The organism is Streptomyces sp. NPDC029296, assembly GCF_055569255.1.
Genome location: NZ_JBVHXT010000036.1, coordinates 61558 through 78386, shown reverse-complemented (window position 1 = coordinate 78386; position 16829 = coordinate 61558). Strand labels below are relative to the sequence as shown.

At 71.2% G+C, this 16829-nt stretch carries 12 protein-coding genes; 7 read left to right on the top strand and 5 right to left on the bottom strand.

From position 1 onward, the window contains the following. The first annotated feature begins 16 nt into the window (after window positions 1-16). Window positions 17-751: an IclR family transcriptional regulator gene (locus ACZ4W9_RS28560; RefSeq protein ID WP_467940642.1), complete on the top strand. Its 735-nt coding sequence runs from the start codon at window positions 17-19 to the stop codon at window positions 749-751. Between the two features lie 99 nt (window positions 752-850). Beyond that, window positions 851-1288 carry an SsgA family sporulation/cell division regulator gene (locus tag ACZ4W9_RS28555; RefSeq protein WP_467940578.1) on the top strand — a complete coding sequence of 146 codons (438 nt, stop codon included), beginning with the start codon at window positions 851-853 and terminating at the stop codon, window positions 1286-1288. Window positions 1289-1371: 83 nt separating this feature from the next. Here the strand turns inward: ACZ4W9_RS28555 and ACZ4W9_RS28550 are convergent, their stop codons facing one another. After that, the gene (locus tag ACZ4W9_RS28550; protein ID WP_467940640.1) at window positions 1372-2802 is read right to left on the bottom strand and encodes a YibE/F family protein; all 1431 of its coding nucleotides are present in this window, start codon (window positions 2800-2802) and stop codon (window positions 1372-1374) included. Window positions 2803-3053: 251 nt separating this feature from the next. Between ACZ4W9_RS28550 and thiC the strand changes: the two genes are divergently transcribed. After that, window positions 3054-4838 (top strand): phosphomethylpyrimidine synthase ThiC, encoded by a 1785-nt coding sequence (gene thiC / locus ACZ4W9_RS28545; RefSeq protein WP_467940576.1) that lies wholly within the window; start codon window positions 3054-3056, stop codon window positions 4836-4838. 54 nt (window positions 4839-4892) lie between these two features. On the opposite strand, the gene ACZ4W9_RS28540 is transcribed toward thiC, so the two are convergent. The 3 genes from ACZ4W9_RS28540 to ACZ4W9_RS28530 all read right to left on the bottom strand — a co-directional run bounded on the left by ACZ4W9_RS28540 (window position 4893) and on the right by ACZ4W9_RS28530 (window position 8460). Then, window positions 4893-5756 (bottom strand): hypothetical protein, encoded by an 864-nt coding sequence (locus tag ACZ4W9_RS28540; RefSeq protein ID WP_467940574.1) that lies wholly within the window; start codon window positions 5754-5756, stop codon window positions 4893-4895. 180 nt (window positions 5757-5936) lie between these two features. Continuing rightward, on the bottom strand, window positions 5937-7016 hold the full coding sequence (locus tag ACZ4W9_RS28535; RefSeq protein WP_467940572.1) for a metallophosphoesterase: 1080 nt from the start codon (window positions 7014-7016) through the stop codon (window positions 5937-5939). Window positions 7017-7347: 331 nt separating this feature from the next. Then, window positions 7348-8460, bottom strand: coding sequence for a LacI family DNA-binding transcriptional regulator (locus ACZ4W9_RS28530; RefSeq protein WP_467940570.1), 1113 nt, complete (start codon window positions 8458-8460; stop codon window positions 7348-7350). Window positions 8461-8915: 455 nt separating this feature from the next. On the opposite strand from ACZ4W9_RS28530, the gene hisC reads away from it, so the two are divergent. Next, window positions 8916-9995 carry a histidinol-phosphate transaminase gene (hisC, locus tag ACZ4W9_RS28525; protein WP_467940568.1) on the top strand — a complete coding sequence of 360 codons (1080 nt, stop codon included), beginning with the start codon at window positions 8916-8918 and terminating at the stop codon, window positions 9993-9995. 53 nt (window positions 9996-10048) lie between these two features. Here the strand turns inward: hisC and ACZ4W9_RS28520 are convergent, their stop codons facing one another. Beyond that, window positions 10049-10426 carry a cyclophilin-like fold protein gene (locus ACZ4W9_RS28520; RefSeq protein ID WP_467940566.1) on the bottom strand — a complete coding sequence of 126 codons (378 nt, stop codon included), beginning with the start codon at window positions 10424-10426 and terminating at the stop codon, window positions 10049-10051. A 209-nt stretch (window positions 10427-10635) separates the two neighbouring features. On the opposite strand from ACZ4W9_RS28520, the gene ACZ4W9_RS28515 reads away from it, so the two are divergent. The 3 genes from ACZ4W9_RS28515 to cydD are packed head-to-tail and all read left to right on the top strand — an operon-like array spanning window position 10636 to window position 16739. Beyond that, window positions 10636-12144, top strand: a complete 1509-nt coding sequence (locus ACZ4W9_RS28515) for a cytochrome ubiquinol oxidase subunit I (protein ID WP_467940564.1) — start codon at window positions 10636-10638, stop codon at window positions 12142-12144. Between the two features lie 15 nt (window positions 12145-12159). Further along, on the top strand, window positions 12160-13167 hold the full coding sequence (gene cydB / locus ACZ4W9_RS28510; RefSeq protein WP_467940562.1) for a cytochrome d ubiquinol oxidase subunit II: 1008 nt from the start codon (window positions 12160-12162) through the stop codon (window positions 13165-13167). 59 nt (window positions 13168-13226) lie between these two features. Continuing rightward, the gene (gene cydD, locus ACZ4W9_RS28505) at window positions 13227-16739 is read left to right on the top strand and encodes a thiol reductant ABC exporter subunit CydD (protein WP_467940558.1); all 3513 of its coding nucleotides are present in this window, start codon (window positions 13227-13229) and stop codon (window positions 16737-16739) included. Window positions 16740-16829 lie beyond the last annotated feature (90 nt).

The following is a 16829-nucleotide window of genomic DNA, read 5'->3' as shown; positions in this document are numbered from 1 at the left end:
GCCCGCCGCCACGCTCATCGGATCCGTCCAGCGCGCCATGCGCCTGCTGGAGACCGTCGCCTCGCACCCCTACGGCGCCCCCGCCAAACAGCTCGCCCGAGAGACCGGCCTCGCGCTGCCCACCGCCTACCACCTGCTGCGCACGCTGGTGCACGAGGGCTATCTGCACCGGGACAAGGGGCTGTTCTTCCTCGGTGCCGCCGCGGAACGGCTGGCCCACGGCGGGGCACAGCAGAAACGTCGCAGCATGGTGGCGGACACGCTCGCGCATTGGCGCGATTCGATCGGCGTGCCGTTGTACTACGCGAGGTATCGGGAGGGTGAGATCGAGGTCATGTGCGTCTCCGCCTCCCGCCAGGCACCGGCGGTCGAGGAGTGGGCGGACTTCCGTGAGACCGGCCATGCGCACGCGATCGGGCAGTGCCTGCTCTCCCAGCTGGACGAGGACGCGCGCCGCGACCATCTCGCCCGCTACCCCGTACGGCCCGTCACCCCGTACACCGTGCGGGACAATGACGCGCTCCTACGGCGGCTGGCCCGGACCGGCCGGATGGAACCGACGGTGGAGCGCCAGGAGTACGCCGTAGGGACGGTCTGCGCGGCGATCCCCATCACGGTCGGCGCGACCGCGGCCACCATGGCCATCTCGCTGCCCGCCCACCAGGCCGACCGGCTGATGCCGGCGGCCCGTCGGCTCCAGACGGAGATCGGGCGCCATCTGGGATCGCTGACACTCTCTATCAGTATCTGAAAACTCACTCCTTGTGATCCACTGTGTACGTTGAGCAAGATTTGACCACGGTCAGAGGGGTCAATCCCGGCCAGTCGACGTCATATGACGGGGTAGGCAATGCGCGAGTCCGTACAGGCAGAAGTCATGATGAGCTTTCTCGTCTCCGAGGAGCTCTCCTTCCGCATCCCGGTGGAGCTGCGCTACGAGTCCAGTGATCCCTATGCCGTGCGGCTCACCTTTCATCTCCCCGGCGACGCACCCGTCACCTGGGCGTTCGGGCGCGAGCTGCTCATCGACGGGGTCGGCCGTCCGTGCGGGGAGGGGGACGTGCGCATCTCCCCCGTCGACTCCGAGGTGCTGGGCGAGGTGCTGATCCGGCTTCAGGTCGGAGGCGACCACGCGCTCTTCCGCTCGTCGGCGCCCCCGCTCGTGGCCTTCCTCGACCGCACGGACAAGCTGGTACCGCTCGGTCAGGAGGCAGCGCTGGCCGACTTCGACGCGCACTTGGACGAGGCGCTGGACCGCATCCTGGCCGAGGAGCAGAGCGCCGGCTGAGGCGTTGTGGCAAGGGGGCCCCACCCACGCGTGCGGCGCCGTGCAGGAACGCTTCTGCGCAGCGGCGGCGGTGCCGCCGCCGTTCACCGCTTCCGGCGCCGGCCTCGGCCGCCGCGTGCCGGGGCGGACCGGGCCCCGGCGGGCGCCCCGGCCACCCCCGTCTCCGGTCCGCCCCGGTCGGCCGACACCACCAGCGCGGCCAGCGCCGTGGTGACCGGGACCGAGGCGACCAGGCCGATCGATCCCACCAGCGTGCGCACGATCTCCTCGGCCACCAGCTCGCTGTTGGCCACGGTCCCCACGCTGCTCTGCGCGACCGAGAACAGCAGCAGCAACGGCAGCGCGGCACCGGCGTAGGCGAGCACCAGGGTGTTGACCACGGACGCGATGTGGTCCCGGCCGATCCGGATGCCCGCCCGGTACAGTCCCCGCCAGCCCATCGTCGGGTTGGCCTCGTGCAGTTCCCAGACGGCCGACGTCTGGGTGACCGTCACGTCGTCCAGCACGCCGAGCGACCCGATGATGACGCCGGCCAGCAGCAGACCGCTCATGTCGATCGACGGATACAGGCCGTGGATCAGACCGGTGTTGTCGTCCGTGTTGCCGGTCAGCGCGGCCCAGCCGATGAACAGCGACCCGAGCACACCGATCAGCGCCAGCGATGTCAGCGTGCCGAGCACCGCCACCGACGTACGGGCCGACAGCCCGTGGCACAGGTACAAGGCGACCAGCATGATGGCGCTCGACCCGACCACGGCCACCAGCAGCGGGTTCGATCCCTGGAGGATCGCCGGCAGGATGAACAGCGTCAGCACCAGGAAACTGACGGCCAGGGCGACCAGCGCCATGACTCCGCGCAGCCGGCCCACCACGACCACGGCCACCGCGAAGATGCCGGCGAGCAGCGTCATGGGGAACTTGCGGTTCACATCGGTCACCGCGTACTGCAGGTTCTTCGGGGCCGAGGGTTCGTAGGCGACCACGACCTTCTCGCCCTGCGAGAGCTGGCGTGACTGGTCCGGCTGCACGATCTCGGTGAAGGTGCGGCCCTTGTCCTTGCCGGTGTCGACCCGGATCGTGGCCTTCTTGCAGGGGCCGTCGGCCTGTTGCCGGGCCGAACTGCCCTCGGCGGTGGAGGTGTCACCGGTCGGGGGCACCCCGGAGGCGTTCGCCGACGCGCAGCTCAGCTCGACGACCCGGGTGACCGTGGCCTGCTGGGTCTGCCGGTCGAAGCCGACGCCGGTGCGTTTGTGGGACGGGGTCTGTCCGGGCCAGAGCACCACGAGGCCGACCAGGACCGCCGCCGTGAAGGGCACCAGAACCGCCGCGATGACCTTGCGTAGATGCAGGGAGACGGGAGCGGCGGGGCCGTGGCTGTGACTGTGGCCGTGCGAGTGACCGTGCCCGGGAGCGGCTTCCCGGCCGCCCCCCGGGGCTTGGCGGCCGTGCCCGGTGCCCTGCTCCGAGCCGTCTCGGCGGGGCGGTTCGGGGGGCTGAGAAGGGTACTGCTCCATGCTGGTCACCGCCCGATCATCCCAAGAACGCGAGGGGGCCCACTGTTCACCGCGCCACACATGGCGCTAGCGTGGAGGCACCTTTGCACACGCGGGAGCTCGGAGCACCGGGCTGAGAGGGCGCTGACCTCCGTGGTGGCGATGTTTCACGTGGAACAAGCGGTGTTCCGCGGGAAACGTCGGCCGACGGAAACCGCTGCGTCGACCGCCGAACCTGTTACCGGGTAATGCCGGCGTAGGGAGTAGGTCTCATGACCAACAAGGACGCACGCACGCCTGCCTCCACCCAGGACGAGAAGTCCGTGGAGGCCAGGAAGTCCATCGGCTGGCACAAGGCGTATGTCGAGGGCTCGCGCCCCGACCTCCGGGTGCCGGTCCGTCAGGTGCATCTCACCAACGGGCAGTCGGTCACGCTGTACGACACATCGGGCCCGTACACCGATCCACTCGCCGACACGGACGTCCGCAGGGGCCTGCCGGCGCTGCGGGAGAACTGGGTCATCGCCCGCGGCGACACCGAGGAGTACGCGGGCCGGCCGGTCCGCCCCGAGGACGACGGGATCAAGCACACCTCGCCGCGCGGCGGGCTGCGCAACCTGGACGCGGTCTTCCCCGGACGTCCGCGCCAGCCGCGGCGGGGACGCGACGGTCAGGCGGTGACCCAGCTCGCGTACGCCCGCCGGGGCGAGATCACACCCGAGATGGAGTTCGTGGCCCTCCGGGAGAACGTCTCGCCCGAGGTGGTCCGCGAGGAGATCGCGGCGGGCCGGGCGGTGCTGCCGGCCAACGTCAATCACCCGGAGATCGAGCCGATGATCATCGGCAAGCGGTTCCTGGTGAAGGTGAACGCCAACATCGGCAACTCGGCGGTGACCTCCTCCATCGAGGAGGAGGTCGAGAAGATGACCTGGGCGACCCGCTGGGGCGCCGACACGGTCATGGATCTGTCCACCGGCCGCAACATCCACACCACCCGCGAGTGGGTGCTGCGCAACTCCCCCGTCCCCATCGGCACGGTGCCGCTCTACCAGGCGCTGGAGAAGGTCGACGGCAAGGCCGAGGAACTGACCTGGGAGATCTACAAGGACACCGTCATCGAGCAGGCCGAGCAGGGCGTGGACTACATGACGGTCCACGCGGGCGTCCGGCTGCCGTACGTTCCGCTCACCGCCAACCGCAAGACCGGCATCGTCTCGCGCGGCGGCTCCATCATGGCCGCGTGGTGCCTGGCGCACCACAAGGAGTCCTTCCTGTACGAGAACTTCGAGGAACTGTGCGAGATCCTCGCCGCCTACGACGTCACGTACTCGCTGGGCGATGGACTGCGGCCGGGCTCGATCGCGGACGCCAACGACGAGGCACAGTTCGCCGAGTTGCGCACGCTCGGGGAACTCAACCGGATCGCCAGGCGGTTCGACGTACAGACGATGATCGAGGGCCCCGGGCACGTCCCGATGCACAAGATCAAGGAGAACATCGACCTCCAGCAGGAGATCTGCGATGAGGCTCCGTTCTACACGCTCGGCCCGCTGACCACGGACGTCGCGCCGGCGTACGACCACATCACCTCCGGCATCGGTGCCGCGATGATCGCCTGGTGGGGCACGGCGATGCTCTGCTACGTCACGCCCAAGGAGCACCTGGGCCTGCCCAACAGGGACGACGTCAAGACCGGCGTCATCACCTACAAGATCGCCGCGCACGCGGCGGACCTCGCCAAGGGGCACCCCGGTGCGCAGGAGTGGGACGACGCGCTGTCCGACGCCCGCTTCGAGTTCCGCTGGGAGGACCAGTTCAACCTCGCCCTGGACCCCGACACGGCACGGGAGTTCCACGACGAGACACTGCCGGCCGAACCCGCCAAGACGGCCCACTTCTGCTCCATGTGCGGCCCCAAGTTCTGCAGCATGAAGATCTCGCAGGACATCCGGCGGGAGCACGGCGGCAGCCGGGCCGAGATCGAGGAGGGCATGGCCCAGAAGTCGAAGGAGTTCGCGGAGGCCGGCAACCGGGTGTACCTGCCCCTCGCCGACTGAGCCGGCTCGGCAGGCCGAGCCTTTCGAGGCCGGGTGGCCCGGTGCGCGGCCGGGCTACTCGGGGCGGTGCTCCGGGCCGCCGTAGTCCGGGCCCGTGTAGTCGGGGCTGGTGAAGCCGGGGCGGCCGGACGCCGTGTGGTCGCCGGGGCTGCTGAAGCCCGGCCGGTCGTAGCCCAGACGCGGTATGCGGCCGTCCGGTGCGGGCGGGACCGGGTGCCGCACGGCGGCCGGGCCGGGCGCGGCCGGCACCTCCCGGAGGAAGGGCAGGATGCCGCGCTCCAGCAGGGCGTGCCGCCAGGCATCCCTGGCCCTCTCCAGTTCCTCCTCGCCCGCCGTGTCGCGCCCGGTGTCCGCCGGGGAGCGGTGGCGCAAGGCGGCGAGCAGCAGTCCGACGGCGGCGACGAGGGTCGCCGCCGCGGTCAGCGCGCCGAAGACCCAGCCGGTGGCGAGCAGGGTCCGGGCGAGGGTCTGCCCGGGGCTCAGCGCCCGCAGGACGTAGCCGGTGAGCAGGAAGACGACCGCCGCGGCCGCGGAGAGGACGGGGGCCAGCACGGCGATGACCGCGACGGCGCCCGCGCCGGTGTCCTCGGCGGTGTCACCGGGTGCGGCGGCGGGGTCCGCGTCCGCCGGACGAGGACCTGCGGACGCGAGGTCGCCCGTGGGCGCCGGGGCGGACGGCGCCGGCTGGCGCAGGGCGTCGCGGAGTTCGGCGTAGTGCCGGTATTCGGCCGCCGCGGCCGCCGCGATCAGGGCGGAGGCGTCGAGTGCCAGGGCGCGCAGTTGCGCGGTGGTGAGCCGCTGTGCGGCAGCGGCCGGTTCCGGTCGGTGCGGGGCGGAGCGCAGCGCCTCGTCGAGCAGTCGCTCGAAGTCCCGGAGGTCCTCGCTCTTCAGGTGCTGCGGAACGCTGTTCATGTGCATCCCCCGATGCTCCGTAGGGCTTGCGGCTCCCACGTCGATGCCGTCGGGCAGAAACGGAGGGGAGCCTGCTACGGACAAGCCGATGGTAGAGCCGCTACGGCGCGCGGTGACAGGGGATTGCCGGAAATTGCCGTCCGGCCTGTGCGTACGCGGCCGGGGAGATGCCCGCCCGGGGAACGGTCAGATCTCCAGGGGGAGTTGCCGCACCAGCAGCTTTCCGGCCATGGTCACCCCGCCGTCCATGGCGATGGCGAGCCCGTCGGCGTAGACGTGCGGTCCTGCCACGGCCGGGCCGGAGCCCTCCTCGCCGTCCTCGGAGCCGACCTCGCCGAGGAGGTAGGGGATGGGGCTGTGCCCGTGGACGACGCGGGTGCCGCCGTACGTTTCGAGGAGGGAACGCACGGCGTCGGCGCCGCCCTCGTCGCGGAAGGAGAAGCGCTTGGTGAACTTGCGGAACAGGTCCCAGACCTCGTCGGCGTCGTTACGGGTCAGGGTTTCGCGGACGGTGTCGTTGACCGCCTCGATGGAGTCGCCGTAGTCGAGGTAGGCGGTGGTGTCGGAGTGGACGAGCAGATAACCGTCGACCATCTCCACGGCGTCCAGGCGGGCCATCCACTGCAGATGGTGGTCCTGGAGGCGGTCCATGTCGGTCTTCTGGCCGCCGTTGAGCAGCCAGGCCGCCTGGAAGGTGGCGGTGCCCGCGCCGGAGTTGACGGGGGTGTCGCCGAACCGCTTGGCGCCGAGCAGCAGCAGTTCGTGGTTGCCCATGAGGGCCTTGCAGTAGCCGCCCGCCGCGGCGGCCTCGGCCGACAGCCGCATGACCAGGTCGATGACGCCGATTCCGTCCGGGCCGCGGTCGGTGAAGTCGCCGAGGAACCACAGTCGGGTGGTGCCGGCGCACCACTGCCCCGCGGCGTCGATCAGGCCCTGCTCCTGCAGGGCGGCCACCAGCTCGTCCAGATAGCCGTGCACGTCGCCGACGACGTAGAGCGGTCCGGGACCGGTCGCGGGCTGCGGGGCCGGCGCGGCGGGGACCGGCTCGACGGGGACCTGGAGGGTGTCGCCGCGGTTGATGACCGGCAGGTCGCGCTGGGTGGGGGTGTAGCCGTCGGGGTACGCCTCGTCGGCGGCCGGGACGGCGTTGCCGGGGTGGACGTCGTGGACGTACGGACCGGTCTCGTGCACGTACGCGGGTACCCGGAAGTCGCGCAGCGTCGCCGTCCGCTCCGCCTCGGGTCCCTGACCGGCCCCCTGAGTCATCAGACCCCTCCACCATCGCGCCGCATCTGCACCGCTTCGGACTGCCTGGTCGCAGCGGTCCGCGGTGTCGTGGGGCCCATCATAGGAATGCGCGTCGCGCCGTGTGATGACCCAGGGGTGGTGAATCGGAACAAGACTCCAGTTCACCGCGGCTTTCGCCCCGTTTGGGCAGATGTTCGACCAGCTCTCGGCCGATTGATCCCTCGCCCGGCCGGTTCTCGCGCCGCACTGGGCGCCCGCACCGGACGCGCCCCGTGACGCGCCCGCCGGGCCCCGTGCCGAGCCCCGCACCGCTCCGTGTCGCCCTGTGCCGCCCGGGGGGCGCGGGGCGCTACCGGTCGTCCGGTGTCCGTGGCGGACTGACCGTCGTGCGCGGGGAGCGCCGCTGCGAGGAGGTGCGCACGATCAGCTCCGTCGGTATCACCTGCTCGACCGGCTGCTCGGATTCGACGCCCTCGATGGCGTCGATGAGGAGCTGGACGACGGCGGTGCCGATACGGCGCGGCTTCAGCGAGAGCGTGGTGACGGGTGGCTCGGTGCTGGCGTACATGGTGGACTCGCTGCAGCACACGAGCAGCAGGTCGTCGGGCACGCGCAGGCCGTAGCGGCGTGCGGCGGCGAGCAGATCGGTGCCGTTGGGGTCGAACAGCCCGTACACCGCGTCGGGCCGGTCGGGCCGGGCGAGTAACCGGTCGGCGGCGACGGCACCCGCGCACGGGTCGTGCGCCGGGTACGCCTCGTAGACCGGGTCCTGGCCGACCCGCTCGCACCAGTGCAGATAGGCGGTGGTCGACAGGTGGGTGTAGGTGTCCGTCGAGGTGCCCGTCAGCAGGCCGATGCGGCGGGCGCCGGCGTCGGCGAGATGGTCGAGGATGCCGAGCACGGCGGCCTCGTGGTCGTTGTCGACCCAGGCGGTGACGGGGAGGGCGCCGGCCGGGCGGCCGTCGGAGACGACCGGCAGTCCCTGCCGGACGAGCTCGCTGACGACCGGGTCCTGGTCGGAGGGGTCGATGACGACCGTGCCGTCCAGGGCCACGTTGGACCAGACGTCGTGGCGGGAGGTCGCGGGCAGGATGACCAGGGCGTAGCCGCGGGCGAGCGCGGCCGAGGTCGCGGCCCGGGCCATCTCCGCGAAGTACGCGAACTCCGTGAAGGTGAAAGGTTCATCCCCGTAGGTCGTCACGGTCAGGCCGATCAGGCCCGACTTGCCGGTACGGAGGGTGCGGGCGGCGGCCGAGGGCCGGTACCCGAGGCGGTCGGCCACCTCGCGGACATGGCGCCGGGTGGCATCCGGGAGCCGGCCCTTGCCGTTGAGGGCGTCGGACACGGTCGTGATGGAGACCCCGGCGGCGGCGGCGACGTCTCTGATGCCCGCCCGGCCCGGTCGGCTGCCTCGGCGTGAGGTTTCCGCTCGGCTCACCTGGTGCTTCCCTGCTGCTGTCATGGCGAGCCGATAGTAGGGCTCATGCGGTGGGGTAGTGCGGACGCATATGCACTCCTTGGGAGGCACGTTTCTGCATGGCTTTTGGGCGTCAAGTGCCTTAGAAACAAAGGAACTTGTGGCATTAAAGGACAAGACGTGGCCTGCCGGGGCGGATGGACCTGGCGAGGGTCCGATGTTTCGAAGAGGTCTCAACTCACCTTCACGGGCGACGCGCGCCAGGGCGCAAGCCACCGGCGCGTAGATATATGTATGGAGCGCCCCCTGCAACGCACGCCTTCATGCGGCGATGCCTCCGATGCCGCCGGAGGCCGGGAGATCCACGCCTTCCCGGGACCGGCGCCCGCCGGGTCGCCGGGTGCCGGACCTGTACGCAGCGGGGCCGAATCCTCTTAAGGTGTGGAGTATTGGATGCCGGCGGTGTCGACGGTCCGCCGGTGGTCGCGAGGAGGACTGCGGTGAGCGAGACAAGCCCCAAGCTGCGCGCCGAGCTGGAGGGTATCCCCACCTACAAGCCGGGCAAGCCGGCCGCGGCCGGCGGGACGGTCGCCTACAAGCTGTCCTCCAACGAGAACCCGTACCCGCCGTTGCCGGGCGTGCTGGAGAGCGTGACCGCGGCGGCCTGCGAGGTCAACCGCTACCCGGACATGGGCTGCACCGGGCTGATGAACGAGCTGTCCGACCGTTTCGGGGTGCCCCTGTCCCACCTGGCGACCGGAACCGGCTCGGTGGGGGTCGCCCAGCAGCTGATCCAGGCCACCAGCGGCCCCGGTGACGAGGTGATCTACGCCTGGCGGTCGTTCGAGGCGTACCCGATCATCACGCAGGTCAGTGGCGCCCGGTCGGTGCAGGTGCCGCTGACGCCGGGCGATGTGCACGACTTGGACGCGATGGCGGACGCGATCACGGACCGCACCCGCCTGATCTTCGTCTGCAACCCCAACAATCCGACCGGCACGGTGGTGCGGCGGGCCGAGCTGGAACGGTTCCTCGACCGGGTGCCCGGCGATGTGCTGGTGGTGCTGGACGAGGCCTACCGGGAGTTCATCCGCGACCCCGAGGTGCCCGACGGTGTCCAGCTGTACCGGGAGCGGCCCAACGTCTGTGTGCTGCGGACCTTCTCCAAGGCGTACGGGCTGGCCGGGCTGCGGGTCGGCTTCGCGATCGCCCATGAGCCGGTGGCGGCGGCGCTGCGCAAGACGGCGGTGCCGTTCGGTGTGAGCCAGCTCGCGCAGGAGGCGGCGATCGCCTCCCTGCGGGCCGAGGACGAGCTGCTGGGCCGGGTCGGCTCGCTGGTGTGTGAGCGCACGCGCGTGGTCGACGCGCTGCGGGACCAGGGCTGGACGGTGCCGGAGACGCAGGCCAATTTCGTGTGGCTGCGGCTGGGGGAGCGTACCGTCGCGTTCGCGCAGGCCTGCGAGGAGCACGGGGTGGTGGTCCGACCGTTCCCGGGCGAGGGTGTGCGGGTGACGGTCGGCGAGGCCGAGGCGAACGACATCTTCCTGAAGGTGGCGGAGGCGTTCCCCAAGGGACAGTGACTCGGCGGTAGGAACGCCGGAGGACGGCGAGGAGCTGTGACGCGGTAGTCGCGCTACTCCTCGATCAGTTCCACACGGAGGGGGTCGCCGGCTCGTACGGTCGCCAGGAGACCGGCGTCCCCGTCCAGGCTGCCGAGGATGTTGCACGGGCTCGCGAGGCGGCACTCCCCGCCGTGCGAGATCGGCGTGGGGCCGTAGGGGAGGGCGAGGGCGTCCCCCTCCGTCCAGAAGGCCACCGTGCCCGGTTCCACGACCTGGCGGGCGTCCGTTTCACGTGAAACAGAGACGCCTGTATCGAAATACACCTCCTCACCCCAGGTGTGCGCGGTCGAGACGAGCGGCAGTGCCTTGGCGAGGGCCTGTGCCGTCGGGGTGGCCCCGACGAGGGTCGCGGTGATGTTGCCCGCGGGCCAGGAAATGCGTATCTGCATGCCGCGCAATTCAACAAGATGTTGAAGTCGCTGCCAAGGTCTTGACGCGACGGTGGAGGAGGGACCCCCCTGCCGCGGCCGAAAATCAGTGCGTCATAATGGCTTGTGAATGTGAACGCGTTCACAAGCGCGTCCCGTTTGCTCCTGTATGAGGGCTACAAACAGGGGCAAACCGCCGCTGACCACGCCGTAGTAAGGAGAGTGACGACGTGGACCTGGCTTTGGCGCCGGAAACACTGGCGCGCTGGCAGTTCGGCATCACCACCGTCTACCACTTCCTGTTCGTTCCGTTGACGATCTCCCTGGCCGCGCTCACGGCCGGGCTGCAGACGGCCTGGGTGCGCACGGAGAAGGAGAAGTACCTCAGGGCGACCAAGTTCTGGGGCAAGCTCTTCCTGATCAACATCGCCATGGGCGTGGTCACCGGCATCGTGCAGGAGTTCCAGTTCGGCATGAACTGGTCGGACTACTCGCGCTTCGTCGGTGACATCTTCGGCGCCCCGCTCGCCTTCGAGGCACTGATCGCGTTCTTCTTCGAGTCCACGTTCATCGGCCTGTGGATCTTCGGCTGGGACAGGCTGCCGAAGAAGATCCACCTGGCCTGCATCTGGATGGTCTCGATCGGCACGATCCTCTCGGCGTACTTCATCCTCGCGGCCAACTCCTGGATGCAGCACCCGGTCGGCTACAAGATCGACAAGGCGAGGGGAAGGGCCGAGCTGACCGACTTCTGGGCCGTCCTGACCCAGAACACCGCCCTCAGCCAGGCCTTCCACACCCTGTCGGCGGCCTTCCTCACCGGTGGCGCTTTCATGGTGGGCATATCCGCCTACCACCTGACCCGCAAGAAGCACATCCGCGAGATGAAGACCTCGCTGCGGCTCGGCCTGATCACCGTGGTCATCGCCGGCCTGCTCACCGCGATCAGCGGCGACACCCTCGGCAAGGTGATGTTCAAGCAGCAGCCGATGAAGATGGCCGCCGCCGAGGCGCTGTGGGACGGCCAGAAGCCGGCCCCGTTCTCGATCTTCGCCTACGGCGACGTGGACAAGGGCCACAACTCCGTGGCGATCGAGATCCCGGGCCTGCTGTCCTTCCTCGCCGACGACAACTTCACCTCGTACGTCCCCGGCATCAACGACGTCAACAAGGCCGAGCAGCAGAAGTTCGGGCCCGGCGACTACCGGCCCAACATCCCGGTGGCCTTCTGGGGCTTCCGCTGGATGATCGGCTTCGGCATGGCCTCCTTCGCCATCGGGCTGGCCGGGCTCTGGCTGACCCGCAAGAAGTTCATGCTGCCGCAGCACCTGAGGGCCGGCGAGGACGAGGTGCCGCACCTGGTGCTGTTCAAGAGCAAGGCGCTCGGCCCGACGCTGACCCCCTGGTACTGGCGCATCGCGACCTGGACGATGGCCTTCCCGCTGATCGCCAACTCCTGGGGCTGGATCTTCACCGAGATGGGCCGCCAGCCGTGGGTCGTCTACGGCGTGTTGCAGACCCGGGACGCGGTCTCCCCCGGTGTCTCCCAGGGCGAGGTCATCACCTCGATGGCCGTCTTCACCGCGCTGTACGCGATCCTCGCCGTAATCGAGGTCAGGCTGCTCGCGAAGTACGTCAAGGCCGGCCCGCCCGAACTCACCGAGGCCGACCTCAACCCGCCCACGAAGATCGGCGGCGACACCCGTGACGCCGACAAGCCGATGGCCTTCTCGTACTAGGCCGGGGGAACAGTCATGCAACTTCACGACGTCTGGTTCGTCCTGATCGCCGTCCTGTGGACCGGCTACTTCTTCCTGGAGGGCTTCGACTTCGGAGTCGGCATCCTCACCAGGCTGCTGGCCCGGGACCGGGCCGAGCGCCGGGTGCTGATCAACACCATCGGCCCGGTCTGGGACGGCAACGAGGTGTGGCTGCTCACCGCGGGCGGCGCGACCTTCGCCGCCTTCCCCGAGTGGTACGCCACCCTCTTCTCCGGCTTCTACCTGCCGCTGCTGCTCATCCTGGTCTGTCTGATCGTCCGGGGCGTCGCCTTCGAGTACCGGGCCAAGCGCCCCGAGGAGAACTGGCAGCGCAACTGGGAGACGGCGATCTTCTGGTGCTCGCTCCTCCCGGCGTTCCTGTGGGGCGTGGCCTTCGGGAACATCGTGCGGGGCGTGAAGATCGACCGGCACTTCGAGTACGTCGGCAATGTCGGGGATCTGCTCAACCCCTACGCCCTGCTCGGCGGTCTGGTGACGCTCACGCTGTTCACCTTCCACGGCGCGGTCTTCACCGCGCTCAAGACCGTCGGTGACATCCGGGTGCGAGCACGGAGGCTGGCCCGCTGGACCGGCCTGGCCGCGACCCTCGTGGCGCTCGCCTTCCTGCTGTGGACGCAGGCCGACAGCGGGGACGGCAAGAGCCTGATCGCCCTGGTCGTGGCCGTCGCCGCCCTGGTCGCCGCGCTGGTGGCCAACCAGGCGGGACGGGAGGGGTGGGCCTTCTCGCTGTCCGGCGTCACCATCGTGGCCACCGTGGCGATGCTCTTCCTCTCGCTCTTTCCGAACGTCATGCCGTCCACCTTGAACGGGGACTGGAGTCTGACGGTCACCAACGCCTCGTCGAGTCCCTACACCCTCAGGATCATGACGTGGCTGGCGGCGATCGCCACCCCGCTCGTCGTGCTCTACCAGGGCTGGACCTACTGGGTGTTCCGCAAGCGGATCGGTACGCAGCACATCGCTCCCGACGCCGCTCACTGAGTCCGCCGAGGGTGTGTTTCACGTGAAACACACCCTCTGGACCGAAGGGCATGTTTCACGTGAAACCAATCGATCCACGCCTTCTGCGGTACGCCCGGGCCACCCGCCTCTTCCTCGTGGCCGTCGTCGGCCTGGGGGCCATGGGAGCCGGACTGCTCATCGCGCAGGCGATGCTCGTCGCCGAGATCGTCGTCGGCGCGTTCCAGCACGGTCGCTCGGCCGCCGATCTGCGCACGTCCCTGTTGCTGCTGGCCGCCGTGGCCGTGGGCCGGGCGTTGGTCGCGTGGCTCACCGAGCTCGCGGCCCACCGGGCGGGCGCGGCGGTGAAGTCGGAGCTGCGCGGGCGGCTGCTGGACCGGGCGGTGGCGCTCGGCCCGGGCTGGCTGGCCGGGCAGCGGACCGGCTCGCTGGTCACCCTGGCCACGCGCGGGGTCGATGCCCTGGACGACTACTTCTCGCGCTACCTCCCGCAGCTGGGACTGGCCGTGGTCGTGCCGGTGGCGGTGCTGGCGCGGATCGTCACCGAGGACTGGATGTCGGCGGCGATCATCGTCGGCACCCTGCCGCTGATTCCGCTCTTCATGATGCTGATCGGCTGGGCGACCCAGTCCCGGATGGACCGGCAGTGGCGGTTGCTGTCCCGGCTGTCCGGCCACTTCCTGGACGTGGTCGCGGGGCTGCCGACGCTGAAGGTGTTCGGCCGGGCCAAGGCGCAGGCCGCGTCCATCCGGCGGATCACCGGGGAGTACCGGCAGGCCACCCTGCGCACCCTGCGGATCGCCTTCCTCTCCTCCTTCGCGCTGGAGCTGCTGGCCACGCTGTCCGTCGCGCTGGTGGCCGTGACCATCGGGATGCGGCTCGTGCACGGGGACATGGACCTGTACACCGGACTGGTGATCCTGGTGCTGGCTCCCGAGGCGTATCTGCCGCTGCGGCAGGTGGGGGCGCAATACCACGCGGCGGCGGAGGGGCTGGCCGCCGCGGAGGAGATCTTCGCCGTGCTGGAGACGCCGGTGCCCACACCGGGCACCGGCGCGGTGCCCGCGGGCGCCGTGGCCTTCGAGGACGTCACCGTCCGCTATCCGGGGCGCTCTTCGGACGCGGTGACCGGAGTGTCGTTCCGTGTGGAGCCCGGTGAGACCGTCGCGCTGGTCGGTCCGAGCGGGGCGGGCAAGTCGACGCTGCTGGGCGTGTTGCTGGGGTTCGTACGGCCCACCGGGGGGCGGGTGCGGATCGGGGGCGCCGATCTCGCCGGGCTCGACCTGGAGGAGTGGCGGTCGCGGATCGCGTGGGTGCCGCAGCGGCCTCACCTGCACGCCGGGACCATCGCGGAGAACGTGCGGCTGGCCCGGCCCGGGGCCGACGACGACGCCGTACGGCGGGCGCTGCGGGACGCCGGTGCGTGGGAGTTCGTGGCGGCGCTGCCGGACGGGGCCGGCACCGTGCTCGGGGAGGACGGCGCGGGACTGTCGGCGGGCCAGCGGCAGCGGCTCGCGCTCGCCCGGGCGTTCCTCGCGGACCGGCCCGTGCTGTTGCTGGACGAGCCGACGGCCGCGCTGGACGGGGCGACGGAGGGGGAGGTCGTCGCGGCCGTGCGGAGGCTGGCCGCCGGGCGGACCGTGCTCCTCGTCGTGCACCGCCCGGCGTTGCTGGGGGTGGCCGACAGGGTCGTACGGCTGGACGGCGCGGATGACGCGGAGCACCCGGGGGCCGGCCGGGCGTCCCATGGGCCCGACCCCCTGGACCTCCGGCCTCGCGCCGCCCGGCACGACGGGCCGGAGGAGGAAGGTCCCGGCGGGGGCGGTGCGTCGGCCGGGGTCCGGGGGCGGAGTGTGCCGGCCCGGGTTCGCGCGCTGGGCGCGGGGGTCCGGGGACGGCTGACCGGGGCCCTGGTGCTGGGCAGTCTGGCCCTGGGGAGTGCCGTCGGGCTGATGGCGACCTCCGGCTGGCTCATGTCGCGGGCCTCGCAGCAGCCGCCGGTGCTCTATCTGATGGTGGCCGTGACCGCCACCCGCGCCTTCGGGATCGGGCGGGCCGTCTTCCGCTATGCCGAGCGGCTGGTCTCGCACGACGCCGTCCTGCGCATGCTGGCCGACACCCGGGTGGCGGTGTACCGGCGTCTGGAACGCCTCGCCCCCGCGGGCCTGCGCGGCGCCCGGCGCGGCGATCTGCTCACCCGGCTGGTCGCGGACGTGGACGCCTTCCAGGACTACTGGCTGCGCTGGCTGCTGCCCGCCGGCGCCGCCGTCGCCGTCTCGGCCGCCTCCGTCGGCTTCACGGCCTGGCTGCTGCCCGAGGCTGGTGCCGCTCTCGCGGTGGGCCTGCTGGCGGCGGGCGCCGGCGTGCCCCTGCTCACCGCGGCCGTGGCCCGGCGGACCGAACGGCGGCTGGCGCCCGCCCGGGGCGTGCTCGCCACCCGGGTGACGGACCTGCTCACCGGCACCGCCGAGCTGACCGTCGCCGGCGCGCTGCCGGCCCGTACGGACGCGGCCCGGCGGGCCGACGGCACCCTCACCCGGATCGCCGGGCGCGCCGCCGCCGTCACCGGACTCGGCGACGGTCTCACCGCGCTGGTCTGCGGGCTGACCGTCACGGCCACCGCGCTGTTCGGCGCCCAGGCGGCGGCCGGCCGGCTGGGCGGCGTGGCGATGGCCGTCGTCGTACTGACCCCGCTGGCCGCCTTCGAGGCCGTCCTGGGGCTGCCGCTCGCGGTGCGGTACCGGCAGCGGGTGGGGCGCAGCGCGGAGCGGGTGTACGAGATCCTGGACGCCGCCGATCCCGTACGCGAGCCGGAGCGGCCCCGGCCGGCACCCGTGTCGCCGTTCCCGGTGGTCCTCAAGGGCGTGGTCGCGCGCCATGAGGGGCAGCGGCGGGAGGCACTCGCCGGAGTGGACCTGACACTGGGGCGGGGGCGCCGGATCGCCGTGGTGGGGGCCTCCGGTTCCGGCAAGACGACGCTCGCGCAGGTGCTGCTGCGGTTCCTGGATCCGCGGGCGGGCTCGTACACGCTCGCCGGTGTGGACGCGTGCGCGGTGGCGGGGGACGACGTGAGGCGGCTGGTCGGGCTGTGCGCGCAGGACGCGCATCTCTTCGACAGTTCGGTGCGCGAGAACCTGCTGCTGGCCAGGAAGGACGCGACCGAGGCCGAGCTGCGCGGAGCGCTGGCGCAGGCCCGGCTGCTGGACTGGGTGGAGTCGCTGCCCGACGGCCTGGACACGCTCGTCGGCGAGCACGGGGCCCGGTTGTCCGGCGGGCAGCGGCAGCGGCTGGCACTGGCCCGCGCGCTGCTGGCCGGCTTCCCGGTGCTGGTCCTGGACGAGCCCGCCGAGCACCTGGACCTGGCGACGGCGGACGCGCTGACCGCCGATCTGCTGGCCGCCACGGAGGGCCGCACCACGCTGCTGATCACCCACCGGCTGGCGGGACTCGACGCGGTGGACGAGGTGATCGTCCTCGACGCGGGCCGGGTGGTGCAGCGCGGACCGTACCGGCGGCTGCTGACCGAGGAGGGGCCGTTGCGGGAGATGGCCGCCCGGGAGGCCGAGACGGAGGAACTGGTGGGAACGCGGTGAGGCCGGTGGGGTGGAGCGGACCGGCCGGGGCGCGGCAGGCCTCGCCGCCATGAGCCGCCGGCGCGACGGAATCTCCGCCGCCGCAGGCCC

Bases quoted from the DNA above. Each gene is read 5' to 3' on its own strand.
- ACZ4W9_RS28540 (WP_467940574.1), bottom strand. From the start codon at position 5,756: ATGCACATGAACAGCGTTCCGCAGCACCTGAAGAGCGAGGACCTCCGG.
- ACZ4W9_RS28530 (WP_467940570.1), bottom strand. From the start codon at position 8,460: ATGACAGCAGCAGGGAAGCACCAGGTGAGCCGAGCGGAAACCTCACGC.
- thiC (WP_467940576.1), top strand. From the start codon at position 3,054: ATGACCAACAAGGACGCACGCACGCCTGCCTCCACCCAGGACGAGAAG.
- ACZ4W9_RS28535 (WP_467940572.1), bottom strand. From the start codon at position 7,016: ATGACTCAGGGGGCCGGTCAGGGACCCGAGGCGGAGCGGACGGCGACG.
- ACZ4W9_RS28520 (WP_467940566.1), bottom strand. From the start codon at position 10,426: ATGCAGATACGCATTTCCTGGCCCGCGGGCAACATCACCGCGACCCTC.
- ACZ4W9_RS28550 (WP_467940640.1), bottom strand. From the start codon at position 2,802: ATGGAGCAGTACCCTTCTCAGCCCCCCGAACCGCCCCGCCGAGACGGC.
- cydB (WP_467940562.1), top strand. From the start codon at position 12,160: ATGCAACTTCACGACGTCTGGTTCGTCCTGATCGCCGTCCTGTGGACC.
- ACZ4W9_RS28555 (WP_467940578.1), top strand. From the start codon at position 851: ATGCGCGAGTCCGTACAGGCAGAAGTCATGATGAGCTTTCTCGTCTCC.